Genomic DNA, 24,644 nt, shown 5'->3' with positions numbered 1-24,644 from the left:
ATTCCAGGCCGTCTGAAAACCTGTTTTCAATGAAGTTAAAACCAACCTAAAGCCCAAATCATGATCAATCCCAGCTTCAAAGAATACCTTCCTTCCTACTATGTCAGCACAGCCAATCCCCATCCGTCTTATCCGACGCTCGAAGGCCGTCTGAAAACTGAAACCTGCGTTATCGGTGGCGGCTTGACCGGTTTATGCACCGCCCTACCGCTTACCGAAAACGGCCATGAAGTCATCGTGCTCGAAGCCGCACGTATCGGTTTCGGCGCATCAGGCCGCAGCGGCGGACAAGTCATCAGCGATTTTGCCTGCGGCATGGAAGAGATCGAAAAACAAGTCGGCTTAGAACAGGCCCAATGGTTCTGGCAGCAATCCCTGCAAGCCGTTGAACTGGTTGACTCGCGCATTCAAAAACACAATATCCAATGCGATTGGCAACGCGGCTACGCGACCGTCGCCGTCCGTCCTCAGCATTGGGAAGAATTGCAACAATGGCACGAACACGCCCAAAAACATTATGGCGCAAGCCATTACCAGCTTTGGGATAAAGCCACGCTGAAGCAACAACTTGCCAGCGATATGTATCAAGGCGCGCAATTTGATCCTTTATCCGGCCACTTGCACCCGCTCAATTACACCCTAGGCATTGCCAAAGCGGCAGCCGATGCAGGCGCACAACTTTTTGAGCAATCCCCGATGACGCGTATCGAGCCATGCGATAACGGTTGGCTGGTACACACGCCTAATGGCAGCGTTGAGTGCAAAAACCTCGTTTATGCCGTCAATACTTATGCCGGTTTGCACCCGAAATTCAAAGTATTGGAACAAAAAGCCATTGCCGTCAGCACCTTTATCATCGCCACCGAGCCTCTGGGCGAGCGTGCCAAAGACCTGATCCGCAACAATATGGCCATCTGCGACAACCGCCACGTCCTCGACTACTACCGTCTCAGCGCCGACGGCCGCCTGCTCTTCGGCGGCAAAGACAACGAATTTATCGACGATCCAGACCGCATGACCGAACTCGTCCGCCAAGACATGCTGAAAGTTTTCCCGCAACTTGCCGATGTCAGAATCGAGCATTCCTGGGGCGGCGAATGCGACATCACGCGCAACCTCGCTCCACATTTCGGCCGCCTCGCCCCTACCGTTTTCTATGCTCAAGGCTATTCCGGACACGGCATGGCAATTACCGGCATTGCCGGTTTGGCGATTGCCGAAGCCATCATGGGTGATGACGGCCGTCTGAAACCTTTCGAGCAGCTGCGCCACAGCAATATCATCACCCAGCCGTTCCTGCGCAAACTCGGCTCCTACCTCGGTTCCAAATACTACCAGTGGAAAGACAGCCACTAAACCCAAACGACAAACATATTTCAGACGGCGGCAGATTCAAGTAGAATTTAGGCCGTCTGAAAGCGTAGACACGACAAAATTCAAACATTTATCAGCAAGGAAACCATCATGAGCAACCATCACAAACTCATCATCCTCGGCTCCGGCCCTGCCGGCTATACTGCCGCCGTCTATGCCGCCCGTGCCAACCTCAACCCTGTGATCATTACCGGCGTTGAGCAAGGCGGACAACTGATGACCACCACCGAAGTGGACAACTGGCCTGCCGACGCAGAAGGCGTACAAGGTCCGGAACTGATGGCCCGTTTCCAAGCTCATGCCGAACGCTTCGGCACTGAAATGATTTTTGACCAAATCCACACCGTTGATTTGCAAAACCGTCCGTTTACCCTCAAAGGCGATATGGGCGAATACACCTGCGATGCACTCATCGTTGCCACCGGCGCATCCGCCAAATATTTAGGTTTGCCAAGCGAAGAAACCTTTGCCGGCAAAGGCGTTTCCGCCTGCGCAACTTGCGACGGCTTCTTCTATAAAAAACAAGATGTTGCCGTAGTCGGCGGTGGCAATACCGCTGTAGAAGAAGCCCTCTACCTTGCCAATATCGCCAACACCGTTACCCTGATTCACCGCCGCGACAGCTTCCGCGCCGAAAAAATCATGGTGGACAAACTGATGCAACGGGTTGAAGAAGGTAAAATCATCCTCAAGCTCAACAGCTCGGTTGATGAAATCTTGGGCGACGAAAGCGGCGTTACCGGTGCACGCCTGAAACACAATGACGGCAGTACTGAAGAAATCGCTGTAAAAGGCGTCTTCATCGCCATCGGCCACAAACCCAACACCGACATCTTCAAAGGCCAACTTGATATGGACGAAACCGGCTATTTGAAAACCAAAGGCGGTACCGGCGACAATGTCGGCGCCACCAATATCGAAGGCGTATGGGCAGCAGGCGACGTCAAAGACCATACCTACCGTCAAGCCATCACCAGCGCCGCTTCCGGCTGCCAAGCCGCGCTTGATGCCGAACGTTGGCTCGACCGCCACGGTGTATAAACCTCTAAGCTACGCCCTATTCTTTAAAACATAATCAAAAGGCCGTCTGAAATTTCAGACGGCCTATAATCTATCTGCCACACTAAATATTCATTTTAAAAGCAAATTTATATCAAATAAGTACTTTTGCTTTATAATAACGACAAATACCCAACAAACAGGGAACGAACATGAAAAAAACACTAATGACACTTATCCTTTGCGCACTGACTCCTGCCGCCCTGGCTGCCGATACTTACGGCTACCTGGCCATGTGGCAAAACCCAGCCAACAGCGATGAAGCGCTGCAAATCAAAACCACCAAAGAAAATGCCACCCAACTGGATGCGACAGCCGAACTCGAAACATTCTGCAAAGGCCAAGATGCCTTAGCCGGCATCGGTGCAGGCCAAGCAACAGGCTGCAAAACGGTTGTCCCTCTGCACAACACCTGTATCGCTGTTGCCTATCCTAAAGCCATGGGCAAATTGACTGCTCAAAACGTGGTAGCCATTACCTCCCCACGTTTCAAAACTGTGCATCAAATTGCCTTGAACCAATGTATCAAAAAATACGGCTCACAAGGACAATGTGCTTTAGAAACAGTCTATTGCACTTCCGAAACCTACTATCAAGGTACAGTCAAAACCCTTTGGGAAAAAATCAAATCCATTTAAGGCCGTCTGAAAATAAAACCGGCTTGCCCGATATTCTCCATATCACGGCAAGCCGGTTTTTTATTCTGGCTTTTATTTGCTGTTTTTTTCCAACAATTTGGCCACAACGCCTTCAGCCTGTTTCACCAAATCAGGGTTGGTTCGGAAGTGGTTTTCATCATTTAAAGAGTAGCTGACAGTAGAAACCGCATACTTCGTGCTTCGCAACACAAATACGCCTTTACGCAAGATTTCGTCATTGCCTTTGGTTTTGTAACGCAGATTATACGGGCAAGAAGAATCATACAGTTTGCCACGGTTGTCTGCGGTTACAATCGTGCTGCCAATGCCGCGTTTTGCCAAAGCTTTGGACAAAGCCTTGTCCAAATCATGCGGACGCACTTTTGCATTCTGAATGATGCAGACATGTTTGATGCTGGTCAGCTCTTCAGGTTTCAATACTCTTTGTTCCGTAGTAGAACACGCGCCCAGCAACAATACGGCTGAAGCCGCTGCTAAAATCATGGTTTTCATCTGTTTTCCTTTTTAAAATTTTCAAACAATAAATATTCAGACGGCCTTTACAAAAAGGCCGTCTGAAAAAATCAACGTACGTTTTTCATCAAACGTTGTTTCTCACGCTTCCAATCCGCTTCTTTCAGGCTTTGGCGTTTGTCATGCTGTTTCTTACCCTTGGCCAAACCGATTTCCACTTTGATTCTACCACGTGTGTAATGCAGGTTTAAGGGCACAATCGTATAACCGGCACGTTCGGTTTTACCGATTAACTTGTTGATTTCCGATTGTTTCAACAACAACTTACGCGGACGGACAGGGTCGGGTTTGACGTGTGTCGAGGCAGTGGGCAATGCGGTAATGTGGCAGCCCACCAAATAGAATGCGTCTTTTTTCCAGTAGATATAGCTTTCTTTTAATTGCACGCGTGCAGCGCGGATGGCTTTGACTTCCCATCCCTCCAATACTATACCGGCTTCGATTTGGTCTTCGATAAAGAAATCGTGAAAGGCTTTTTTATTATTGGCAATACTCATTGTGCTGATTCTTTACAAACTTTTCAGACGGCCTATTTTATCAGGCATGCTTAAAAAATAAAACGGCAAACGGTTTTGAAACGTTTATTCGCTTAAAACATGGCGGCGGTAAAAACGGTCGATATCAGCAATCGCTTTTTCATCTTCAGGGCGCAAATCCAGTTTCAAATCGGCAAGGCGGATCAAGATTTGGTCTTCACGCTCGGCAACGGCGCAGCTGACCTCGCCTTCGCTACGAAAATGACGGATAAGCTCGTCTAACTGGTTTAAAGCATTTTGATAAGATGAATTTTGATTCATAATTTTTAACTCGAACGCCCATAAAAAATGGCGGGAAACCCCGCCATGATTTTACGGCTTACGCCGCGCATTTGATTAAGCAGCTTGAATGTTAGCAGCTTGTTTGCCTTTAGGGCCGGTGGTTACGTCGAAAGATACGCGTTGACCTTCTTTCAGGGTTTTGAAACCATCCATGTTGATCGCTGAGAAGTGAGCGAACAAATCTTCGCCACCTTCATCAGGAGTGATGAAACCAAAACCTTTAGCGTCGTTAAACCATTTTACGATACCGGTTGCCATTAGAAACTTCCTATACTTAAAAATTAACAAAATCAGCAAAACAAGGCATACAGCAAACTAAAACGTTCAGCGTTTCTCCCACGTATCACATACGCGGTCGAGTGCCAACTTCTGCTTAACCGTCTTTTTACATTTGTTAAGACAAAACGTCAAGCTATGTTTTCAAAAAAGTGGGAAAATAGAAAAAAATTGCCGAAATACAACAGAAAACTGTTTACACTCTAAAACAGGCCGTCTGAAAACTGAAACCTAAGCTTATGAACCATCCGAATACCGACCACCAATCCGATACCCTGCTCAGCGATATCAACACACAGCCGCCGAAACGTTACGGCGTATTTTTATTGAACGACGATTACACCACCATGGAATTTGTCGTCGAAATCCTGACCGAAGTCTTTATGCTTACACAGGAACAGGCAGTGGCCGTCATGTTGCTGGTGCACCACGAAGGCAAAGGCCTGTGCGGCACCTACACGCGCGATATTGCGCAGACCAAGCAACATCAGGTCATGGAACGTGCCAAAGCTGAAGGGCATCCGCTCAAATGTATAGTCGAAGAGGTTTAAATCATGCTTTCACCCGAATTGGAACACATCCTGCAACTGCTCTACCGTGAAGCACGCAACGCCCGTTATGAGTTTATCAGCTTGGAACACCTGCTTTTGGTGTTGATAGAAGAAGATGCGGCTGTGCCGAACGTCTTGAAACTGTGTGGTGCGGATTTGAAAGTCCTGTCCGAGCAGCTTGCGGCCAGCGTTGCAGAAAATACACCGCAAATTCCCGATCATCTTCTGGATACGGTCGAAACCCAGCCGACATTGGGCTTCCAACGCGTCATCCAACGGGCAATGGTGCATACCCAGTCTGCCGGCAAAGCCGCAGTAGAGCCTTTGGATATTTTGGTTGCCATGATGAGCGAATCTGAAAGCCATGCCGTTTATTTCCTCAAATTGCAATCCATTACACGCTTTGAAGTCTTGCGTTGCATTGCCCATGGCTCGCCTGATGACGAAGACTGCAATGATTCAGACGGCCTGGGACGCGAGGGCGAAGAAGCGGAACAGAAAACCGGCTCTCTTTCCGACTACACCGTCAACCTCAACGCCGAAGTCAAAGCCGGCCGTATCGACCCTTTGATTGGTCGCAAACACGAAATGGAAAGGCTGGTACAAATCCTGTGCCGCCGCCGCAAAAACAATCCGCTTTTGGTCGGCGAGGCTGGTGTGGGCAAAACCGCGCTGGCGGAAGGCTTAGCACACCAAATCGTCAACGGCGATATTCCCGACGTGCTGAAAGAAGCCGAAGTATACGCACTGGATATGGGTTCGCTTTTGGCGGGCACGAAATACCGCGGCGACTTTGAAGCACGGGTCAAATCCGTCTTGAAACAGCTCGAAAAAATCCCGCACGCCATTTTATTCATCGACGAAATCCACACCATCATCGGCGCGGGCAGCACCAGCGGTGGCACAATGGATGCGTCTAACCTGCTCAAACCTGCGCTGGCAAAAGGCTCGCTGCGCTGCATCGGTGCGACCACTTATGACGAATACCGTACCATTTTCGACAAAGACCACGCCTTAAGCCGCCGTTTCCAAAAAATTGACGTGGTCGAGCCTACCATTTCCGAAACCGTACAAATCCTGCGCGGCTTGAAACCGATGTTTGAAGATTTCCACCAAGTCCGCTATACGCAAGGCGCACTTGAAGCCGCAGCCGAACTTTCCGCCCGCTACATCAACGAACGTTTCCTGCCCGACAAAGCCATCGACGTAATGGATGAAGCAGGCGCGGCGCAACGGATTTTGCCCAAATCCAAACAGAAAAAAGTCATCGGCAAAGCGCAAATCGAAACCGTCATCGCCAAAGTTGCGCGGATTCCCGAAAAAACCGTGTCGCACGACGACAAACAAGTGTTGCAATTCCTCGGCCGTGATTTGAAAAACATGGTTTACGGTCAGGAAAACGCCATTGACGCGCTGGTTGCCGCCGTCAAAATGTCGCGCTCTGGCCTCGCCCTGCCCGACAAACCGATAGGCAGTTTCCTCTTCTCCGGCCCAACCGGCGTCGGCAAAACCGAAGTCGCCAAACAGCTTGCCTACTCGATGGGCGTACCGCTGCAACGCTTTGATATGTCCGAATACATGGAACGCCACGCCGTATCGCGCCTCATCGGCGCACCACCAGGCTACGTCGGCTTTGAACAAGGCGGCCTTTTGACCGAAGCCGTCAACAAGCAGCCGCATTGCGTGTTGCTCTTGGACGAAATCGAAAAAGCCCACCCCGACATTTTCAACGTCCTCCTGCAAGTCATGGACGCAGGCAAACTGACCGACAACAACGGCAAGAGTGCCGACTTCCGCAACGTCATCCTGATTATGACCACCAACGCAGGCGCGGAAAGCCTCAGCCGACCCAACCTCGGCTTTACCGCCAAACGCGAGCGCGGCGACGAAATGCAGGCAATCAACAAACTCTTCACGCCCGAGTTCCGCAACCGCTTGGACGCGATTATCCCATTTGCGCCCTTGTCCGAACCCATTATCGTCAAAGTCGTGGACAAATTCCTGCTCCAGCTCGAACACCAGCTCCTCGACAAAAAAGTCGAAGCCGAATTCACACCGGCATTGCGCAAATATCTGGCGGAAAAAGGTTTCGACCCGCAAATGGGCGCACGCCCGATGAACCGCCTGATCCAGGAAAAAATCCGCAAACCGCTCGCCGACGAACTTCTGTTCGGCAAACTCACCGAAGGTGGCTTTGTGCTGATAGACTGGGATGCAGCAAAAGAAAAAGCCGTGTTGAAGTTTAAGAAAAGCAAGGTCAAACCTGAAACAGAAACTGTTTAACCGACTGAAAAATAAAAGGCCGTCTGAAATTTCAGACGGCCTTTTTATCCCAATCAAAAATCTGATTTACAAAACAGATTTAACAGTGGCAACCACATTGTCTACGGTAAAGCCGAATTCTTTGAACAGCAAATCAGCAGGTGCAGACTCGCCGAAGCGGTTGATACCGACCACGGCGCCGTTCAAACCGACGTATTTATACCAACCGTCGGCATGTCCGGCTTCTATGGCTACGCGTGGCAAACCTTCCGGCAGAACAGCGGCTTTATAGGCGGCATCTTGACGGTCGAATACATTGGTAGAAGGCATGGAAACAACGCGTACGGCAATACCTTGTTCTGCCAATACTTTTTGCGCTTCCAGAGCCAATTCAACTTCAGAACCGGTAGCAATTACAACAGCTTGTGCATTGCCTTGAGCTTCACTGATGACGTAGCCACCGCGTTTGATGTCGTTCAGCTGTTGTTCATCACGCGCTTGGAATTTCAGGTTTTGACGGCTGAAAATCAAGCTGGACGGATGATCGGCAGCTTTAACGGCTTCAGCCCACGCCACCAAAGATTCAACGGTATCGCATGGACGCCATACATCCATATTTGGAATTAGGCGCAGAGTGGCAGTTTGCTCGATAGGTTGGTGGGTAGGACCATCTTCGCCCAAACCAATGGAATCGTGAGTGAACACAAATACAGGGTTGATTTTCATCAGCGACGCCATACGCAAAGCATTACGCTCGTATTCGCTGAACATCAGGAAAGTCGCGCCGAATGGTTTAACACCGCCATGCAGGGTAAGGCCGTTCATGATTGCGCCCATGCCGAACTCGCGAACGCCGTAGTGAATATAGTTGCCGCCGTGTTCGCGGGTAACGGAAACGCTGTTTGACCAGTCAGTCAGGTTGGACGGGGTCAAGTCTGCAGAACCGCCCACCAATTCAGGCAGCTCTTTTGCCAAGATTTCGATGCTGTTTTGGCTGGCTTTACGGGTGGCGATGGTTTCTGCTTTGGCGCACACTTCTTTCAATGCGGCTTGAACGTAAGCATCGAAGTTTTCAGGCAGTTTTTTATCCATGCGACGCACAAATTCTGCGGCTTCGGCAGGATATTTGGCTTGATATTGAGCGAAGAGTTCGTTCCATTCGGCCTCAAGTTTCGCGCCTTTTTCTTTTGCATCCCATGCAGCATAGATCTCTTGAGGGATTTCAAACGCAGGATAAGCCCAACCCAAATGTTTGCGCGTGGCTTCGATCTCGTCCGCACCCAAAGGCGCACCGTGGGTTTTGTGGCTGCCTTCTTTGTTAGCACTGCCTTTACCGATTAAGGTTTTGCAGCAAATCAGGGAAGGTTTGCCGGTTTCGGCGCGGGCGGCTTCAATGGCCGTCTGAATGGCATCGGTATCATGACCGTTTACATTTGGAATCACCTGCCAGCCGTAGCTTTCAAAACGTTGCGGGATGTTTTCGGTAAACCAACCGTCCACTTTACCGTCAATGGAAATATTGTTGTCATCATATAAAACAATCAGTTTGCCCAAACCTAAAGTGCCGGCAAGCGAGCAGGCTTCGTGCGATACGCCTTCCATCATACAACCGTCGCCCATGAAGACGTAGGTGTGGTGGTCAACGATGTTCAAACCGTCTTTATTAAATTCGGCAGCCAAGATTTTTTCGGCTAAAGCCATGCCCACTGCGTTGGCAATACCTTGTCCCAATGGACCGGTCGTGGTTTCCACGCCGTCGGTGTAGCCATATTCAGGATGGCCGGGGGTTTTACTGTGCAGTTGGCGGAAATTTTTCAGATCATCAATAGAAACGTTGTAGCCGGTCAGGTGCAACAGGCTGTAAAGAATCATGGAAGCATGACCATTGGAGAGGACAAAACGGTCGCGGTTGTAGAATTTCGGGTTGGCCGGATTATGATTGAGGAACTTCGTCCACAACACTTCTGCCATTTCCGCCATACCCATAGGCGCACCCGGGTGGCCTGAGTTGGCTTTTTGTACGGCATCGACTGAGAGGAAACGGATTGCGTTTGCCAGTTGAGACATGGTTTGACCTTCCTTGGACAAGATTGGAAATATGAAAAAAGGTGTACCGATTATCGCCTGAATCAGCCGTGCTTTCAAGGATAGCTTTTGATATTCGCTTTGTCAGACGGCCTGTTTCCACTCGGTTACCCGAAACGGACGGGACAGATGATATTAACTGTTATTTCGTTTTGAAACAGTGCTTTATATATTTTTATCGTGTAAATAGCAAATCACTATAAGTTTGCACACATGCCGAACCATAAACCTTTGAATACTGCCCTTTTCAGACGGCCCTACATCAAACGGCCGCAAGGAATCCATCGTTAATACGAAGTCCCTCTTTTGCTTTGAATAGAGTCAAATGTTATGATTTGTATGCACGCGAAAGGCCGTCTGAAAATATCCACATCAAACTACTACCATGACAACAGGCTTGTGTGCACTTCATCAAGGAACACTGAAATGTCACCAGAAAACCAAGCTGAAAATACCACACCCTCAACAGAAAAAACAGCAAAAGCCACTCCGCCCAAACCTTCCAAACCTAAATCCAGCGTGATTCAAATCCATCCTGAAGGCGAACGCATCCATCCTAAAAAGGCGGAAGGACGCTTTGCCAAACTGCGTATCGCCGCAGTATTGGCGACCCAGTTTGTATTTTACGTTATTCCATGGTTCAACTGGAGCGGCCGTCAGGCGGTTTTATTCAATATCCCTGACCGTCATTTCTTCATTTTCGGACTGTCGCTGGGTATGGGCGATTTGATTTACCTTGCCTTACTGCTGATGATTTGCGCATTCGGATTGTTTTGGTGGACAACCATTGCCGGTCGTTTGTGGTGCGGCTATTCATGCCCGCAAACGGTTTACACCGAAATTATGCTGTGGATTGACAACTTGGTCGAAGGCGATAGAAACAAACGCCTAAAACTGGAAAAATCGCCTTGGAACTTTACTAAAATTCGCATTAAGGCCACCAAATACCTGCTGATTTTCCTTGTCTGCGCATGGACAGGTATCACTTTTGCAGGCTGGTTTATCCCGATCCGCCAATTTGTTCCCGATTTATTCACCGGAGCAGCAGGCGGCGGCGCAATGTTTGCCGCAGCATTTTACGGATTCATGACTTTCTTCTTCGCCCACATCATGCGCGAAAAAGTGTGTCTGCATATGTGTCCGTATGCACGTTTCCAAAGTGCAATGTTTGACAAAGACACGCTGATTATTTCTTACGATACCGAACGCGGCGAACCGCGCGGCGCACGCAAGAAAACCGCCAACAAAGAAGACAGCGGCTTGGGCGACTGCATCAACTGCACCATGTGCGTGCAAGTCTGCCCCGTCGGTATCGACATCCGCGACGGTTTGCAATACCAATGTATCGGCTGCGCGGCGTGTATCGATGCCTGCGACGAAATCATGGACAAAATGGGCTACGAGCGCGGCTTGATCCGTTATACAACCGAAGGCGCGTTGGAACACGAATACCCTGAAAGCGACATCAAAAAACGCTTGAAACGTCCGCGCGTAGCTGGTTATGGCGCAGTACTCCTGGTGGTCATCATCGCCTTCCTGGTCGGCATTTCCACCCGAAAAATGGTCGAAGTCGATATCCTGAAAGACCGTGGTGTCATGGTTCGCGAAAACAGCCAAGGCTGGTTGGAAAATGCCTATAACCTGCGTATTATCAACAATAGTGAAAACGAACAACTGATGACCGCAACCGTCAAAGGCTTTGACGAAATCGCGCTGACCGGCCTGCCTGAAAACGGTATTAAAATTGCGCCGCGGGAAACCGTTACCATCCCAGTACAGGTATCTACCATTCCCGAATACGCCGACAAAGGCAGCCATCCGATTGAATTTACCTTTATCTATCGCGAGACCGGCTCTGCCGACTCCAAACCGACTACTTTAGAAGAAAAAGCAACCTTTATCGGAGAATAAACGGTGTCCCCACAACCCAAAATCAAACCTTGGTACAAACATATTTGGCCCTGGGTGCTGATGGCAGGCCCCATCTTCGTCGTTATCGCCAGCGTTTCCATGTTCTTCGTCGCAAAAGAACACACGACAGACTTGGTGTCTGACGATTACTACAAAGACGGCAAACACATCGAAATCCAACTTCACCGTGATGAAGAAGCCGTTAAACGGCAAATTCAAGTGCAGGTCTTAATCAGTCCGGATATGAATGCCGCCAAAGTATTCGTCAGCGGACAATTCGATACCAAACAGCCATTAAACCTATTGTTGATGCACCCGACGCGCAAAGCCGATGACCAAACCGTCAAGCTGCGCGCCGTAACAGCCGAACCACAAAACGGCCGCATGGAATACGAAGCCGTCTTTAAACCTTTACGCCCAACCAATCATTGGTACTTACGCGTTGAAGATGCCTCAGGCGTATGGCGTGTTGAAAACAAATGGATAGTCAGCCAAGGCAATGCAGTCAATCTGACGCCTATGGACAAATTGTTCGACAACGGCAAACAAGCCGCTTCAACAGAACAATAAATCCCGACCCAGGCCGTCTGAAACCTTTCAGACGGCCTGAAATCTTCATACCCTCTTATATTCCCTTCCAAATATGATTTTTTCCGATTGGCGCAGACTGACCGAAAATGAAGTCCGTATGGCAAAACAAGTTTTTGCGGACAGCATAGACTTCCACCACATCAAAATATATCGCGGCATTCCACTTATACCCAACGCCAATACCGCCATTGCGCCCAATGGAAACATATACTTTCCTCGTAAACACTGCCCTGATGATTTCACTCAAGCCGGCATCGCCTACAAAATCTGGCTGATTCATGAGCTGACACATGTCTGGCAACACCAGCGCGGTCACAAAGTTTGGCTTTCCGGCCTATTCATCATGCTCAAAGGCGGATACAGAAAACGCAAAGCTTACGCCTACCCTATCCCCTTACCCCACATCAACCAATTAAATATCGAACAGCAGGCAGACCTTATTGCTCACTATTTCGCAGCTACTTTTCTACCCAAAAACATTTACACCCCGCAACAGCCTATTTTTCAGACGGCCTTAGCAGATTTTCTTCACAACCCACACGACAAAAATCTATGCCCAAGATACTTGTCGGCAAAAAAACAACACTTCAAAAAGCAGAGTGAACAAATAAGCTATAATGAACAACCCGACACATCATCCAAAAGATCCCAAACCATGCCTTGGAACATACCTATTTTACTTACCTGGATGCGCGTCCTATTAATCCCCGTGTTCACCATCCTATTCTATTTACCGAACACATGGATTCAACCACAAACCGTCAACTGGACAGCCGCTATCATCTTTGCACTTGCAGCTATTACAGACTGGTTCGACGGCTTTTTAGCACGCCGCTGGAAACAAACCTCCGACTTCGGTGCATTCCTCGACCCCGTTGCCGACAAGCTCATGGTTGCCGTTGCCCTGCTCCTGCTCGTCAGCCTTGGCAGAACATACGCCATCTTCGCCATGATTATTATCGGCCGGGAAATCACCATTTCCGCCTTGCGCGAATGGATGGCACAAATGGGCAAACGCGGCAGCGTTGCAGTGGCCACTATCGGCAAATTCAAAACCACCGCCCAAATGATCGCCATCTTCCTTTTGCTTATCGGCACAGACAAATATAACGATCCTTTCTATCTCATTGGTAACATATTGATGTTTATAGCATCTGTATTGACCATCTGGTCCATGTGCTACTACCTGAAAATGGCATGGAAAGAATTCAAATAAATTTTTAAAAAAAATAAAAACAAAATACTTGACGCACGCGATTAAATCCATAATAATTGCGTCTTCTTCGATATACGAAGCAACAAACTATCAGAGCGGGAATAGCTCAGTTGGTAGAGCGCAACCTTGCCAAGGTTGAGGTCGCGAGTTCGAGACTCGTTTCCCGCTCCATTCTGATTACTTGTTGATTGTTCTTTTTCAATATGCGGGAATAGCTCAGTTGGTAGAGCGCAACCTTGCCAAGGTTGAGGTCGCGAGTTCGAGACTCGTTTCCCGCTCCAGTTTAATTTCAGATGCACTCAAATGCGGGAATAGCTCAGTTGGTAGAGCGCAACCTTGCCAAGGTTGAGGTCGCGAGTTCGAGACTCGTTTCCCGCTCCATTAAATCATGCATCCGAATACGCGGGAATAGCTCAGTTGGTAGAGCGCAACCTTGCCAAGGTTGAGGTCGCGAGTTCGAGACTCGTTTCCCGCTCCAGTTTCATACTACAACACTCAAACGTAGTTTTGGCGAGATAGCAAAGTGGTTATGCAGCGGATTGCAAATCCGTCTACGCCGGTTCGATTCCGACTCTCGCCTCCATCCCTTTCATGGCGGGGTGGCAGAGTGTTTATGCTATAAGGGGTGCAACCCTTATACAGGCCGGTTCAAATCCGCGCCCCCGCCTCCAATTTCTCAATTTACTGTCTACGCCCGGGTGGTGAAATAGGTAGACACAACGGACTTAAAATCCGTCGGCCCTAAACCGGCCGTGCCGGTTCGATTCCGGCTCCGGGCACCAATAAATATCTGAATTTATTGAAAAACCTAATATTCTAAATTTCTAATTGACAGCTTATTTGTAAGGCTGTCTTTTTTGTTTGTGCCTGATTTGTATCTAACTTGCGCCATTTGCGTCAAATGTGACAAGCTCGTGCAAAGGTCTCAGGCTATGACAACGAGGAAGACCGGTAGCATCTGGTAATCATCGTTTGCTGGACGGCATTATGCGCAAAGCCCACCGCAACCGTCCGCTGATGGAAGCGTAAACCAAACGTAACCGACATCTATCGAAGACCCGTTATGTGGTCGAACAAAGCTTCGGTACGCTGCACCGTAAGTCCCGCTACACTCGGGTAGCCTATTTCGGTCTGATTAAAGTGAGTGCATAAAGCCATCTGAAGGCAATGTGTTTAAACCTGTTGAAAGCAGCTAACAGGCTAAGTGCGCCTGTTGTTACCTAAAAGGCGGCCCGGATGCCTGATTATCAGGTATCTGGGGAGAGTAAAGAGGGGGGTTTGAGTAGAATCAGTGGGTACTTGGAACGAAAACAGTCGAAAATCTATGTTTGGATTTCGGCTGCTGGAAGGAAAAGGAATTTTGCAAAGGTCTCATTTTAAAATTTCCCAAAATGATAAGGCCATCTGAAAATCCTTTTTCAGACGACCTTATCATTCAAATCAGAAGGACTTAAACCAATTTCTCCAGCATCCATTTAACGTAACGGCTGACGCCTTGTTTTACATCCAAGAATTCTTCTTTATACCCAGCTTCGCGCAGCTTGGTAATATCCGCTTGAGTAAAGCTCTGATATTTGCCTTTGAGTGCATCTGGGAATGGAATATAACGGATAAGTTCTTCTTCAACCAACTCTTTCAAACTCATTTCAGGCTTGCCTTCGGCCGCACGACAAGCGTTGACGGTTGCGGCGGCAAGTTCGTTAAACTGTTGGCTACGACCTGTACCGAGGTTAAAGATACCTGAAAGCTCAGGATGATCGAAGAAGTAAAGGTTAACTTTGGCAACATCTTCTACGCTGACAAAATCGCGTGTTTGCTCACCATTACCGTAGCCGTCATTGGCGCCAAACAGATTAACATAACCATGCTCGCGGTATTGGTGGAAATGATGGAAGGCGACGGATGCCATACGGCCTTTGTGTTGCTCCTGCTGTCCATATACGTTGAAGTAGCGGAAGCCAACGACTTGGGCGGTCAGGCCTTCTTTCATGCGGCGGCGCAATACTTGGTCAAACAAGAATTTAGAGTAGCCATATACATTGAGCGGTTTTTCCAGTTCGCGCTCTTCGCGGAAGATTTCGCCCTTGCCGTACACTGCGGCGCTGGAAGCATAAAGGAACGGAATGCGTTCATCCTGACACCAGTCCAAGAGATCAAGTGTGTACTGGTAGTTGTTGTCCATCATGTAAAGGCCGTCATGATTCATGGTATCAGAACATGCGCCTTGGTGGAAAACGGCTTCGATATCGTCGTAAGGCAGAAGATGGCCGCGCACTTGACGGATAAATTCGTGTTTATCGAGATAATGGGCAATTTCACACTCGGCAAGGTTTTTAAATTTTTCGCCTTTGCTCAAATTGTCGACGGCAACAATGTCGGTAATACCGCGCTGGTTAAGTGCTTTGACGATGTTGCTGCCAATAAAGCCGGCCGCGCCTGTTACGATAATGGTCATAATGAATTTCCTTTATTTTGATTTTTCAGACGGCCTTGAAGAAATCATGCTGTCTAAAAATAAAAACTTGTCTGTCTGGATTATTTTCCAACTCTATTTTCAGACGGCCTTTAGATTTTAAGGCCGTCTGAAACCGCAATTATTGCTCTTCCAATGCCTTAGTCAATTCGGCAAACGAGCAAACCGCTGTACCAAGTTTTGCCACGACAACACCTGCCGCAGTATTGGCAAGGTGCATCGCTTCGGGCATGGTATAACCAGCGGCCAAACCCAAGCCCACTCCGGCAATAACGGTATCGCCTGCACCCGATACATCATAGACTTCTTGGGCCCGTGTAGGCTGATAAATCGGCTCGCCCTCATTGAACAGGGTCATACCCTCTTCACTTCGGGTCAGCAAAATCGCGGTCAAATCAAGATGACGGCGCAGGTTTTGGGCTTTTTCAGTCAAATCATTTTCGTTTTTCCAGCTACCCACCACTTCTTTCAACTCTGCACGGTTAGGCGTAATCAGCGTAGCGCCGGCATATTTTTCGTAATCATCGCCTTTGGGGTCGATTAAAACAGGTTTACCGGCCTGTTTCGCCCAATCGATCATATCGGAAATATGCGACAGGCCGCCCTTGCCGTAATCTGAAAAAATAATGGCATCGTATTCAGGCAACACTTCGCAATATTGATGCTTGATTTGTTCCAACACTTCACGATGAGGCGATTCTTCAAAATCAAGTCGGATAAGCTGCTGATTACGGGCAACAACGCGCAATTTGACAGTAGTCGCAATTTGCTTGTCGCGCATCAGATAGGAAGCAACGCCGTCTTGCATCATCAATGCGTCCAACGCATCTGCAGCTTCATCATCGCCAGTCACGGACAACAGCCCTACTTTGCCGCCCAATGAAGCGATATTGCGCGCAACGTTTGCCGCCCCGCCCGCCCGCTGGTCGATACGGGCGATTTTCGCCACCGGCACAGGGGCTTCAGGAGAAATGCGGGACACATCGCCAAACCAATAACGGTCGAGCATCACATCGCCGACAACAAGGACTTTGGCTTGTGCAAAACGGGATTTGAGGGTTTCTTGTTGGAACTTGGTTACCATACTGGCTCCATTAAAATCTCTGTGTAAGGCTTGTTATCGGTTTATTGATCTAACAGCCTAAAAATATCTTGAGGCTCATATACCTGCATATGGTTTTTCGAGTACGACGCCTGTTCATGAGATGACAACAACGCTGCTTTCAGCATGGCTTGCGCCAATTTTTCGACAGCAAGTGGACGTTGGTTTTTCAGCATGCCGATGCGGTTGAGTACGCGAAAAATCCGTTCTGCTATTTTTTCGCCCAAGCGGTCGCTGTTCGGACGAATCAGCAATGGCGGGCGGAAAATAATAAGGTGAGGAAAATTCAAAGCGATAATTGCTTGCTCCAATTCGCCCTTCATCCGTTGATAAAACAGGCGCGAAGCAGAATTTGCACCGGAAGCGGAAATCAAAACCAAAGTATTGACGCCGTTTTCTCGTGCGGCTTTGGCAAATTCAAGATTTGCCTCATAATCAATTGCCCATTGCGCTTCTTTACTTCCTGCTGCTTTCAGGGTTGTTCCCAAGCAGGCAAACAATCATCCTGTACTTCATCGCGCCAATCATCAGGCTGAGAAAAATCAATCTGATGGCTATTTAGCTTTTGGTGGGTAAAATCAGGATGTCTGCGACCGAAGCAGTCGATAGACTCAACCTCTGAACTGGTTGCAAGTAAAGGCAACAAGGATTTTCCTGTTGCGCCTGTCGCACCAATCACAATCGTCTTCATACTTCAGACGGCCTTAAGCGTTGGCTACTCGATTGACTTCACGCAATACGGCTACCGGATCGGCAGCTTTGGTTACCGGACGGCCCATTACCAAATAGGTTGAACCGGCAGCCAATGCTTCGGCCGGTGTCATAATACGGCGTTGGTCGTCATTATTGCCTGCAACGTCCAAGCGGATACCTGGTGTGACCAAGACAAAATCCTGTCCCAATTCACGACGCAATGGTGCGGCTTCTTGAGCGGAACATACCACGCCGTCCAAGCCTGAACTTTGCGCCAGTTTCGCCAAGCGGATGACTTGTTCTTCAGGGGCGATGTTCAAACCGATTTCGGACAAGTCGCTTTGTTCCATGCTAGTCAACACGGTTACGCCGATTAGGAGCGGCTTGGTTTGATATCCGGCAACGGCTTCTGCTGCAGCTTCCATCATGCGGCGGCCACCGGAGGCGTGCATATCGACCATCCAAACGCCCATATCGGCAGCAACTTTACAGGCCTGAGCAACTGTGTGGGGAATATCGTGGTATTTCAAATCGAGGAAAAGTTTGAAACCTTGATTGATTAAGCTTTCTGCCAAATTACGGCCGGTTGCGGTAAACAGCTCTTTGCCGATTTTGATTTGACACAATGCCGGGTCAAGATTGCGGACAAATCCGAGCGTATCTTTTTCGTTGGCAAAATCAAGGGCGACGATAACGGGAGTACGTTGTTGCTGAGTTTGGAAGTCGGAGATCAAGGGATTCATAAGATGCCTGCGGAAACGGTTATAGCTTCGATTTTAACAGCTTTTGTACACAAAAGGCCGTCTGAAAATATTTTTTCAGACGGCCTCATGATTTTACTTCAGCAAAACTTATTTGCCCAAACCTTTCAATACTTCGGCTTTCACGGCTTCTACTGCTTGGGTGCCGTCGACTTTGATGTATTTAGGCGCGTGTTCGCCTTCCAGTTTGCTGTAGAAATCAACCAGAACTTCGGTTTGCTCGTGGTAAACGGCAAGGCGTTTTTTCACGGTTTCTTCTTTGTCGTCGTCGCGTTGAATCAAATCTTCGCCGGTTACGTCGTCTTTGCCTTCAACTTTAGGCGGATTGTAGGTAACGTGGTAAGTACGGCCGGAAGCCAAATGCACGCGGCGGCCGCTCATGCGGTCGACAATCACGCTGTCGGGTACGTCGATTTCAACAACCGCGTCCAAATCCACACCAGCTTCAACCATCGCTTCGGCTTGTGCCAATGTGCGTGGGAAACCGTCAAACAGGAAACCGTTTTTGCAGTCGTCTTGGGCAATACGCTCTTTGACCATGCCGATAATGATGTCGTCGCGTACCAAACCGCCTTCATCAATGATTTTTTTTGCTTCCAAACCCAGCGGAGTGCCTGCTTTGATGGCAGCACGGAGCATATCGCCGGTAGAGATTTGAGGAATGCCGAATGCAGCAGTGATGAATTGAGCCTGTGTGCCTTTGCCGGCGCCTGGTGCGCCCAACAATAATACTTTCATGATGAGTCCTTCTTGGTTTATGGATTTGATGTTTGTTTAATTCTACACGCCTTGCGTTTATCGTTCAAAACTTCAGACGGCCTGCTCTGAGCCAAAGTGCTGCCACGCATCATCGCGCATTTCGATAAACCAGCTGTCTTCGGGGAAGCGTTCCAATGCGTCTTTCAACGTGGAAAGTAGGTTTTGGGACAAGGCTTTTGCCAAATATTCTTCCTCGTTGGCTTCTGCCGCTTTATCCGGCTGTTGCGCTAAACCGAGGGCGCGTGTCCGATGGCCGTGTGCCAGATAGTTGAGCGCAATCACTTTTTGTGCCCAAAGCTGGGGAATATCGGGGCTTTCCTGCAACAACACCGATAAAATCGATACGGCGACCGCCAACCGTCCGCCGGTCATGCGCAAATCTAAGGATTGGTTGGGCGGCAGGGTGCTGAGCATTTCTGCCATGCGAAACCAAAATTCGCCGCTGGCCTCGTCGGGCGCGGCCACTTTCAACATTTCGTAGTTGAACTCTTGATCGTCGTCTTTGACCAGCAAAGCGACATCGGCAAGCAGTTTTTGTTCGTCACGGCTCAAATGGCGTAAATCATTCATGTTTTTTCCTTTCAGACGGCCTCGAACACAGCCCTTACCCTGTCCAAATCTTCCTGTGTATCCACGCCGGCGGCTGGCGCTTCTTGGGCAATTTCAACAGCAATCGGATAACCGTGCCACAGGACGCGCAATTGTTCCAGAGATTCAATGGTTTCCAAAGGAGAAACTTCCATTTCGGAATAGCGTTGCAGGAAACCTGCACGATAGGCATAAATGCCGATGTGGCGCAAGACAGCTGTTTCTGAAGGCAATTCACGTTTTTCAGAGCGCATCACATCGCGTGGATAAGGAATCGGGGCGCGGCTGAAATAGATGGCGTTGCGGTTTTTGTCGAGGACGGCTTTGACAACGTTAGGATTCATAAACTCGTCAAAATCGTGCAATTCGTGGGCGGCGGTCGCCATTTGCACATTGTTTTCAACCAAAACTTCAGCCGTACGGTTGATGAGTTCGGGATCGATTAAAGGCTCGTCGCCTTGTACGTTCACAACAATCAGATGCTGCGGCAGTTTCAGCGTATTGGCCGCTTCGGCAAGACGCGTTGTACCGCTTTCGTGTTGATTAGAAGTCATGACCACTTCGACACCGTGCGCCTGACAGGCCGTCTGAATATCAGGATGGTCGGTGGCAACGACAACATGCGCGGCCTTGCTTTTCGCTGCTTGTTCGGCAACACGTACAACCATCGGTTTACCGTGAATATCGGCCAAAGCCTTGCCCGGCAGACGTGAAGAATCCAACCGCGCCGGAATCAATACGACAAATTCGGTCATGCTTTCAGTTCCTCTTCGCTCAACGCTCGTGCTTCGTTTTCCAGCATATAAGGGATGCCGTCACGAATCGGATAAGCCAGCTTTGCCTGACGGCTCCACAATTCCTGTTTGTCTTGATGGTATTCGAGTTTGCCTTTGGTAACAGGACAAACAAGGATGTCTAAGAATTTTTTTTCCATGGGGTTACTTTCTGGTTTGGTGGTTTTAGCGAAAATCACTTTGCTCGTTTTGGCGAAACTTGCTGCACTCGTTTTCAGACGGCCTCAAGCGGCATTATTTTTTCCGTGCCGTTTTCTTCGTTTGCTGTGTACAAGCTTGGTCAGGATTTTTGCCATTGCACATGATCTGACGGATTTCACGGGCTAAGTTTGCGTTTTGACTGGATTTTTCGTATTTTTCGGTGATGATACTCAATATTGGGGTCATTGTTGCTTCAAGATAGCGTGGAGTTTTAGCGAGTATTGATTGACCCACTGCAGTGCCGTAAAAGTCAATCAATGCGTTGACTTCTTCCTGAGTATAAACCGTCTTTATGCCTTCCAAAGCCGCTTTATGCAACTGGGCACGCACTTGCGGTGTATTGATTTCAGCAATCAATTGAGTTGTATATTTTTTCAAGACTGCTTCCAACTGAGGACGTTTGTCTTCCGGCGCATCTTTCCAAAGATTCTGTACATTCGGATCAGAAAGCACAATACCTCCAACGCTTTGGAGAGACTGGTCTAACAGAGCATCCATCTTCTGCACCTCAAACAAACGCTCCAGCGACGCATCACTGGGCGGCGCGGCAAACGCATTGGCACACAATGCCAGCGCAGCGAAGGGTAATAATAAGGTTTTCAGCTTCATCTTTTTCTACCTTTCAACAAAAAATAAATATTTTCAGATAGTCGGAAAATTATTTGGCACACTTCGGCAAATGTTTGTTGCCTTCGCATAAAATACCATGTGTTTGCTCCTCAAAAGCAGGCGTATATTTATCGCTTGCATTGAGGTAGTTTTGACTCATGGTTTTGTGGATAATCTCATCACTCAGCTTATCGAAATGCTTAATTTTCTCGAGCGCAGACTTACCGGCACCATGCCCAAATGCTTCAGTCATCTTTTCTATATCCGATTGGCTCAACATATCCTCAAGATTTCCACCATGCTGTTGGAAACTTCTTATCTTTTTCAAAATATTTTTTCCCTGAGCCGAAGAGAAAAAACGGTTGGTTACATCCACTTCTTCTTGTGTGAATACTTTCTGTACGGCACGCTTTTCTTCATCCAACCATTGTTTTTTCAACTCAGGGCGGCTCAAATCGTCTTGCATGTTTTTCATATAACGGCTGATGACCGCCTTCATCTGCGCTTTTTGAGCTTTGGGCGTCATCGTTAACAAGCGTTCATTGTCCTCTTTATTCACCATCTCTAAAGAACGTTGTACTTTCTCGCTATAATTACTGCTTATCCCTTGAATTTCCAACCATTTCATTGCAGATTCATCACTTGGTTTAGCAGCTAAGCTTTGAGTGGATACAAATAAAGCTGCGCAAGCGACCAACAAATATTTTAACTTCATGATTTACTCCTATTGCGTAGTTTGAAGATCATCTTTAAAACATCTGTGAAACATCTATAAGCATTTAGATTGAAACATTCGCGGATACAAACGCCGCCAAGTCCGGCTCAATTATCGCATAAACAGGCAAGACCCACACATGATTCAAACCGTGGCCGTCTGAAAATTTGACTGCATCCTTTTCCGTGATAATCACCACATCTGCGTCCGGTAAATCCGCGGCCGTAATATCTGCATGATCAGGCAAGGCAACGGTTTGTTTCAAAGCGATATTCATGCTTTGCAACGTATTGAAAAAACGTTCCGGCTTGGCGATACCGGCGACGGCAGCGACGGTTTGATTTCCCAAGCCTTCCAAATCCAATTTCTCAAACGGCCTGTTCAACCGGTAAATCCGCCCTGTTTCAATATGGCTGACAAACATATTTTCAGACGGCTTAAATGCCGCATCTGCCTTTCCGCCACTGACGACGACCGCATCAACGGAAGCCAATCGCGACAAAGGTTCGCGCAAGCTGCCGTTGGGCAGTAAATCCAAATCCGTCCGCCCCGTATCCGCCGCCGGGAATACGGCAATTTCCATATCGCGCTGCAAGGCATAATGTTGCAAGCCGTCGTCGGTCACAATCAATTCAAGCTCCGGATGCGCTGCAAGCAATGCCCTGCCTGCTTCTGCACGGCTGCTGCCTACCGCCGTCGGCGCACCGGTTTGGCGAAACAGCAATAAAGGCTCGTCGCCTGCATCTGCCGCACTGCTGGCTGTATTCAATACATGAACCGCCTTACTCTTGCGCCCATAACCTCGGCTGATGATACCGACCTTAACGCCCTTTTCCTGCAAACCCGACACCAGCGCAGCGACTATCGGCGTTTTCCCTGTTCCGCCTGCATGGATATTGCCGACTACCACCACAGGCACAGGCAATTTTTCGCTTTTCAGACGGCCTGAAACAAAATCATCGCGCCGTTTCGCCGCAATTTTGGCAAACAGCTTGGACAATGGTTTTAACAGCAAAGACAAAAACGGATTGGGGGATTGCCAATGGCGTTCGATAATTTGGTGGAGTTTGGGCATACGCACGGCTTTTGAAGCGAAAATCAAACGATAATATAACACAAGCCCGCCCAGGCAAGGCCGTCTGAACATGCGCCTTTGATAATATTAAAACAAAGGGCGCAAGTTTCATAAAAACGAATACAACGAATCGCTCTAAAACCCTTATAATTCAACTTTCCCAAATTTTTCCTGTTTCGCAATGTCCGAACTCTTCGCGCCCTCCTCCATTTCCGTATCCGAACTCAACGCCCTCGCCAAAGCCTTGTTGGAAGACCATCTCGCAGGCTTGTGGATTGCCGGCGAAGTATCCAACCTGACCCGTGCTGCCAGCGGACATTATTATTTCTCGCTCAAAGACAGCCGCGCTCAGGTGCGTTGCGCGATGTTTAAGGGTGCGGCCATGCGCTTGGCGAAGCCTTTGAAAGAAGGCGACCATATCGAGGTATCAGGAAGAATCAGTATTTATGAAGCGCGGGGTGAATTTCAGATTACGGTGAACGAGGTGCGGCTCAAAGGCTTGGGGCAGCTTTACGAAGCCTATGAGCGATTGAAGGCGCAGTTGCAGGCGGAAGGCGCGTTTTCAGCGGAACGCAAGAAACCTCTGCCCGCCCGTCCGCAATGTATCGGCATCGTCACCAGCCTGGCGGCGGCAGCTTTGCGCGATGTCGTGACCACCTTAAACCGCCGCGCACCCGAAATCCCCGTTATCGTTTATCCGACGCCCGTACAAGGCACAGGCAGCGAGTTGCAAATTGCTCAAGCGATTAAAACCGCTTCGCAACGCGCCGAATGTGACGTGCTGATTGTCTGTCGCGGCGGCGGCAGCATTGAAGACTTGTGGGCGTTTAATGAAGAACCGGTTGTGCGCGCCATCGAAGCCTGCGCAATTCCCGTTGTCAGCGGCGTAGGCCACGAAACCGATTTCACACTCGCCGATTTCGTCGCCGACGTACGCGCACCCACGCCGACCGGCGCGGCAGAACTGGTCAGCCCCAACCGCCAAGAATCGTTACATCGTCTAGCCCAAGCGCAAGGCCGTCTGAAAACCGTTTTGGAGCAACGTTATTTCGATGCCAGCCAAAAACTCGACTGGTTGGCGCGGCAAATCCGTCACCCGCGCCAAAAACTTGACGATCAGCGCGCTTCAATCAGCAAGCTGGCGCAAACGCTGTCTTACTCGATGACGCAAAACCTCCGTGCCCATACCGCCCGTTTTGAACGCCAAACCCAAACCCTGAAACATTGCCGTCCTGATGTTTCCATTTACAAACACAACATCGACCGCTTTCAGACGGCCTTGTCGCATTCCTTCCGCCAGCTGCTTGTCCAACGCTGTCAAAGCCTGATCGCCCAAGCCGCATTGCTCGAAGCCGTATCGCCGCAGCATATTCTGGAGCGAGGTTTCTCCGTCGTCAAAAACACACGCGGACAAGTCATCCGCAATGCCGATACATTGAAACAAGGGCAGAAACTGCACATCACTTTTGCCGACGGCGAAACCGACGTACGCGTGACCAAAGAGCAGGCTCAGGGCGAGTTGTTTGACTGACAAAATAAAGGCCGTCTGAAACTTTATG

Annotated in this window: 26 protein-coding genes, 7 tRNA genes and 1 pseudogene; 17 read left to right on the top strand and 17 right to left on the bottom strand. The window is 48.9% G+C overall.

Annotated elements, in window-relative coordinates; translation table 11 throughout:
* Positions 1–60: 60 nt before the first annotated feature.
* The 3 genes from ACTHUR_RS01680 (at position 61) to ACTHUR_RS01670 (ending at position 3,071) form a co-directional block, all read left to right on the top strand.
* Positions 61–1,356 (top strand): NAD(P)/FAD-dependent oxidoreductase, encoded by a 1,296-nt coding sequence (locus ACTHUR_RS01680; RefSeq protein ID WP_440361129.1) that lies wholly within the window; start codon positions 61–63, stop codon positions 1,354–1,356.
* 108 nt (positions 1,357–1,464) lie between these two features.
* Positions 1,465–2,415, top strand: coding sequence for a thioredoxin-disulfide reductase (trxB, locus tag ACTHUR_RS01675; protein WP_049329772.1), 951 nt, complete (start codon positions 1,465–1,467; stop codon positions 2,413–2,415).
* Positions 2,416–2,585: 170 nt separating this feature from the next.
* Complete coding sequence (locus ACTHUR_RS01670) at positions 2,586–3,071, top strand: DUF4189 domain-containing protein (protein WP_004520796.1); 486 nt, start codon at positions 2,586–2,588, stop codon at positions 3,069–3,071.
* Positions 3,072–3,143: 72 nt separating this feature from the next.
* Here the strand turns inward: ACTHUR_RS01670 and ACTHUR_RS01665 are convergent, their stop codons facing one another.
* From ACTHUR_RS01665 to ACTHUR_RS01650, 4 genes are all read right to left on the bottom strand, one after another.
* The gene (locus tag ACTHUR_RS01665; RefSeq protein ID WP_004520797.1) at positions 3,144–3,584 is read right to left on the bottom strand and encodes a hypothetical protein; all 441 of its coding nucleotides are present in this window, start codon (positions 3,582–3,584) and stop codon (positions 3,144–3,146) included.
* Between the two features lie 71 nt (positions 3,585–3,655).
* Positions 3,656–4,102 carry an SsrA-binding protein SmpB gene (gene smpB, locus ACTHUR_RS01660; RefSeq protein WP_003679566.1) on the bottom strand — a complete coding sequence of 149 codons (447 nt, stop codon included), beginning with the start codon at positions 4,100–4,102 and terminating at the stop codon, positions 3,656–3,658.
* A gap of 84 nt (positions 4,103–4,186) precedes the next feature.
* A complete protein-coding gene (locus tag ACTHUR_RS01655; protein WP_003679564.1) occupies positions 4,187–4,402 on the bottom strand; it encodes a hypothetical protein in 216 nt (71 codons plus the stop codon).
* A 75-nt stretch (positions 4,403–4,477) separates the two neighbouring features.
* Positions 4,478–4,681: a cold-shock protein gene (locus tag ACTHUR_RS01650; protein ID WP_003682902.1), complete on the bottom strand. Its 204-nt coding sequence runs from the start codon at positions 4,679–4,681 to the stop codon at positions 4,478–4,480.
* Positions 4,682–4,938: 257 nt separating this feature from the next.
* On the opposite strand from ACTHUR_RS01650, the gene clpS reads away from it, so the two are divergent.
* A complete protein-coding gene (gene clpS, locus ACTHUR_RS01645) occupies positions 4,939–5,250 on the top strand; it encodes an ATP-dependent Clp protease adapter ClpS (RefSeq protein ID WP_004520799.1) in 312 nt (103 codons plus the stop codon).
* Between the two features lie 3 nt (positions 5,251–5,253).
* Complete coding sequence (clpA, locus tag ACTHUR_RS01640) at positions 5,254–7,533, top strand: ATP-dependent Clp protease ATP-binding subunit ClpA (protein WP_004520800.1); 2,280 nt, start codon at positions 5,254–5,256, stop codon at positions 7,531–7,533.
* Positions 7,534–7,599: 66 nt separating this feature from the next.
* Here the strand turns inward: clpA and tkt are convergent, their stop codons facing one another.
* Positions 7,600–9,579, bottom strand: a complete 1,980-nt coding sequence (gene tkt, locus ACTHUR_RS01635) for a transketolase (RefSeq protein WP_039862482.1) — start codon at positions 9,577–9,579, stop codon at positions 7,600–7,602.
* 444 nt (positions 9,580–10,023) lie between these two features.
* Between tkt and ccoG the strand changes: the two genes are divergently transcribed.
* From ccoG to ACTHUR_RS01580, 11 genes and pseudogenes are all read left to right on the top strand, one after another.
* Positions 10,024–11,508 (top strand): cytochrome c oxidase accessory protein CcoG, encoded by a 1,485-nt coding sequence (gene ccoG, locus ACTHUR_RS01630; protein ID WP_004520803.1) that lies wholly within the window; start codon positions 10,024–10,026, stop codon positions 11,506–11,508.
* A 3-nt stretch (positions 11,509–11,511) separates the two neighbouring features.
* Positions 11,512–12,078: a FixH family protein gene (locus tag ACTHUR_RS01625; RefSeq protein WP_039862483.1), complete on the top strand. Its 567-nt coding sequence runs from the start codon at positions 11,512–11,514 to the stop codon at positions 12,076–12,078.
* Positions 12,079–12,754: 676 nt separating this feature from the next.
* Positions 12,755–13,315: a CDP-diacylglycerol--glycerol-3-phosphate 3-phosphatidyltransferase gene (gene pgsA, locus ACTHUR_RS01620; protein WP_003679552.1), complete on the top strand. Its 561-nt coding sequence runs from the start codon at positions 12,755–12,757 to the stop codon at positions 13,313–13,315.
* Positions 13,316–13,410: 95 nt separating this feature from the next.
* Positions 13,411–13,486 (top strand) — tRNA-Gly (locus ACTHUR_RS01615).
* 34 nt (positions 13,487–13,520) lie between these two features.
* Positions 13,521–13,596 (top strand) — tRNA-Gly (locus ACTHUR_RS01610).
* A gap of 24 nt (positions 13,597–13,620) precedes the next feature.
* Positions 13,621–13,696, top strand: a tRNA-Gly gene (locus ACTHUR_RS01605).
* 21 nt (positions 13,697–13,717) lie between these two features.
* Positions 13,718–13,793, top strand: a tRNA-Gly gene (locus ACTHUR_RS01600).
* Between the two features lie 31 nt (positions 13,794–13,824).
* Positions 13,825–13,898 (top strand) — tRNA-Cys (locus ACTHUR_RS01595).
* Between the two features lie 10 nt (positions 13,899–13,908).
* Positions 13,909–13,986: transfer RNA gene (locus tag ACTHUR_RS01590), tRNA-Cys, on the top strand.
* 21 nt (positions 13,987–14,007) lie between these two features.
* A tRNA-Leu gene (locus ACTHUR_RS01585) sits at positions 14,008–14,097 on the top strand.
* Positions 14,098–14,243: 146 nt separating this feature from the next.
* A pseudogene (locus ACTHUR_RS01580) lies at positions 14,244–14,539 on the top strand (transposase); the annotation flags it as partial.
* 226 nt (positions 14,540–14,765) lie between these two features.
* Here ACTHUR_RS01580 and rfaD read toward each other — a convergent pair.
* The 12 genes from rfaD to lpxK all read right to left on the bottom strand — a co-directional run bounded on the left by rfaD (position 14,766) and on the right by lpxK (position 23,085).
* A complete protein-coding gene (rfaD, locus tag ACTHUR_RS01575; protein ID WP_039862484.1) occupies positions 14,766–15,770 on the bottom strand; it encodes an ADP-glyceromanno-heptose 6-epimerase in 1,005 nt (334 codons plus the stop codon).
* A 139-nt stretch (positions 15,771–15,909) separates the two neighbouring features.
* On the bottom strand, positions 15,910–16,872 hold the full coding sequence (rfaE1, locus tag ACTHUR_RS01570) for a D-glycero-beta-D-manno-heptose-7-phosphate kinase (protein ID WP_004520810.1): 963 nt from the start codon (positions 16,870–16,872) through the stop codon (positions 15,910–15,912).
* 41 nt (positions 16,873–16,913) lie between these two features.
* Positions 16,914–17,378, bottom strand: a complete 465-nt coding sequence (locus ACTHUR_RS01565; RefSeq protein ID WP_004520811.1) for a hypothetical protein — start codon at positions 17,376–17,378, stop codon at positions 16,914–16,916.
* Positions 17,363–17,581, bottom strand: coding sequence for an NADH dehydrogenase (locus ACTHUR_RS01560; RefSeq protein WP_004520812.1), 219 nt, complete (start codon positions 17,579–17,581; stop codon positions 17,363–17,365). The genes ACTHUR_RS01565 and ACTHUR_RS01560 overlap by 16 nt, the downstream gene beginning before the upstream one ends.
* Before the next feature lie 13 nt (positions 17,582–17,594).
* Positions 17,595–18,326 carry an orotidine-5'-phosphate decarboxylase gene (gene pyrF, locus ACTHUR_RS01555; protein ID WP_049335590.1) on the bottom strand — a complete coding sequence of 244 codons (732 nt, stop codon included), beginning with the start codon at positions 18,324–18,326 and terminating at the stop codon, positions 17,595–17,597.
* A gap of 108 nt (positions 18,327–18,434) precedes the next feature.
* Positions 18,435–19,082, bottom strand: coding sequence for an adenylate kinase (gene adk, locus ACTHUR_RS01550; RefSeq protein WP_003746105.1), 648 nt, complete (start codon positions 19,080–19,082; stop codon positions 18,435–18,437).
* 72 nt (positions 19,083–19,154) lie between these two features.
* On the bottom strand, positions 19,155–19,673 hold the full coding sequence (locus ACTHUR_RS01545; protein ID WP_004520816.1) for a hypothetical protein: 519 nt from the start codon (positions 19,671–19,673) through the stop codon (positions 19,155–19,157).
* Positions 19,674–19,684: 11 nt separating this feature from the next.
* Positions 19,685–20,446, bottom strand: a complete 762-nt coding sequence (gene kdsB, locus ACTHUR_RS01540) for a 3-deoxy-manno-octulosonate cytidylyltransferase (RefSeq protein WP_004520817.1) — start codon at positions 20,444–20,446, stop codon at positions 19,685–19,687.
* On the bottom strand, positions 20,443–20,625 hold the full coding sequence (locus tag ACTHUR_RS01535) for a Trm112 family protein (RefSeq protein ID WP_003679524.1): 183 nt from the start codon (positions 20,623–20,625) through the stop codon (positions 20,443–20,445). The genes kdsB and ACTHUR_RS01535 overlap by 4 nt, the downstream gene beginning before the upstream one ends.
* A 94-nt stretch (positions 20,626–20,719) precedes the next feature.
* A complete protein-coding gene (locus ACTHUR_RS01530; protein ID WP_049335588.1) occupies positions 20,720–21,295 on the bottom strand; it encodes a DUF2059 domain-containing protein in 576 nt (191 codons plus the stop codon).
* A 49-nt stretch (positions 21,296–21,344) separates the two neighbouring features.
* The gene (locus tag ACTHUR_RS01525) at positions 21,345–22,010 is read right to left on the bottom strand and encodes a hypothetical protein (RefSeq protein WP_049344150.1); all 666 of its coding nucleotides are present in this window, start codon (positions 22,008–22,010) and stop codon (positions 21,345–21,347) included.
* 64 nt (positions 22,011–22,074) lie between these two features.
* Positions 22,075–23,085: a tetraacyldisaccharide 4'-kinase gene (lpxK, locus tag ACTHUR_RS01520; protein ID WP_049335618.1), complete on the bottom strand. Its 1,011-nt coding sequence runs from the start codon at positions 23,083–23,085 to the stop codon at positions 22,075–22,077.
* Between the two features lie 181 nt (positions 23,086–23,266).
* Here lpxK and xseA point away from each other — a divergent pair, with 181 nt between their 5' ends.
* Entirely contained in the window at positions 23,267–24,616 is a 1,350-nt protein-coding gene (gene xseA / locus ACTHUR_RS01515) for an exodeoxyribonuclease VII large subunit (protein ID WP_049344148.1), read from the top strand.
* Positions 24,617–24,644: the final 28 nt, after the last annotated feature.

This window comes from Neisseria sp. P0021.S007 (genome assembly GCF_051956855.1).
This window is presented reverse-complemented; position numbering and strand designations above follow the sequence as displayed.

Coding starts and splice junctions, on each gene's coding strand:
- ACTHUR_RS01680 (WP_440361129.1), top strand. CDS start 61: ATGATCAATCCCAGCTTCAAAGAATACCTTCCTTCCTACTATGTCAGC.
- trxB (WP_049329772.1), top strand. CDS start 1,465: ATGAGCAACCATCACAAACTCATCATCCTCGGCTCCGGCCCTGCCGGC.
- ACTHUR_RS01670 (WP_004520796.1), top strand. CDS start 2,586: ATGAAAAAAACACTAATGACACTTATCCTTTGCGCACTGACTCCTGCC.
- ACTHUR_RS01665 (WP_004520797.1), bottom strand. CDS start 3,584: ATGAAAACCATGATTTTAGCAGCGGCTTCAGCCGTATTGTTGCTGGGC.
- smpB (WP_003679566.1), bottom strand. CDS start 4,102: ATGAGTATTGCCAATAATAAAAAAGCCTTTCACGATTTCTTTATCGAA.
- ACTHUR_RS01655 (WP_003679564.1), bottom strand. CDS start 4,402: ATGAATCAAAATTCATCTTATCAAAATGCTTTAAACCAGTTAGACGAG.
- ACTHUR_RS01650 (WP_003682902.1), bottom strand. CDS start 4,681: ATGGCAACCGGTATCGTAAAATGGTTTAACGACGCTAAAGGTTTTGGT.
- clpS (WP_004520799.1), top strand. CDS start 4,939: ATGAACCATCCGAATACCGACCACCAATCCGATACCCTGCTCAGCGAT.
- clpA (WP_004520800.1), top strand. CDS start 5,254: ATGCTTTCACCCGAATTGGAACACATCCTGCAACTGCTCTACCGTGAA.
- tkt (WP_039862482.1), bottom strand. CDS start 9,579: ATGTCTCAACTGGCAAACGCAATCCGTTTCCTCTCAGTCGATGCCGTA.
- ccoG (WP_004520803.1), top strand. CDS start 10,024: ATGTCACCAGAAAACCAAGCTGAAAATACCACACCCTCAACAGAAAAA.
- pgsA (WP_003679552.1), top strand. CDS start 12,755: ATGCCTTGGAACATACCTATTTTACTTACCTGGATGCGCGTCCTATTA.
- rfaD (WP_039862484.1), bottom strand. CDS start 15,770: ATGACCATTATCGTAACAGGCGCGGCCGGCTTTATTGGCAGCAACATC.
- rfaE1 (WP_004520810.1), bottom strand. CDS start 16,872: ATGGTAACCAAGTTCCAACAAGAAACCCTCAAATCCCGTTTTGCACAA.
- ACTHUR_RS01560 (WP_004520812.1), bottom strand. CDS start 17,581: ATGAAGACGATTGTGATTGGTGCGACAGGCGCAACAGGAAAATCCTTG.
- pyrF (WP_049335590.1), bottom strand. CDS start 18,326: ATGAATCCCTTGATCTCCGACTTCCAAACTCAGCAACAACGTACTCCC.
- adk (WP_003746105.1), bottom strand. CDS start 19,082: ATGAAAGTATTATTGTTGGGCGCACCAGGCGCCGGCAAAGGCACACAG.
- ACTHUR_RS01545 (WP_004520816.1), bottom strand. CDS start 19,673: ATGAATGATTTACGCCATTTGAGCCGTGACGAACAAAAACTGCTTGCC.
- kdsB (WP_004520817.1), bottom strand. CDS start 20,446: ATGACCGAATTTGTCGTATTGATTCCGGCGCGGTTGGATTCTTCACGT.
- ACTHUR_RS01535 (WP_003679524.1), bottom strand. CDS start 20,625: ATGGAAAAAAAATTCTTAGACATCCTTGTTTGTCCTGTTACCAAAGGC.
- ACTHUR_RS01530 (WP_049335588.1), bottom strand. CDS start 21,295: ATGAAGCTGAAAACCTTATTATTACCCTTCGCTGCGCTGGCATTGTGT.
- ACTHUR_RS01525 (WP_049344150.1), bottom strand. CDS start 22,010: ATGAAGTTAAAATATTTGTTGGTCGCTTGCGCAGCTTTATTTGTATCC.
- lpxK (WP_049335618.1), bottom strand. CDS start 23,085: ATGCCCAAACTCCACCAAATTATCGAACGCCATTGGCAATCCCCCAAT.
- xseA (WP_049344148.1), top strand. CDS start 23,267: ATGTCCGAACTCTTCGCGCCCTCCTCCATTTCCGTATCCGAACTCAAC.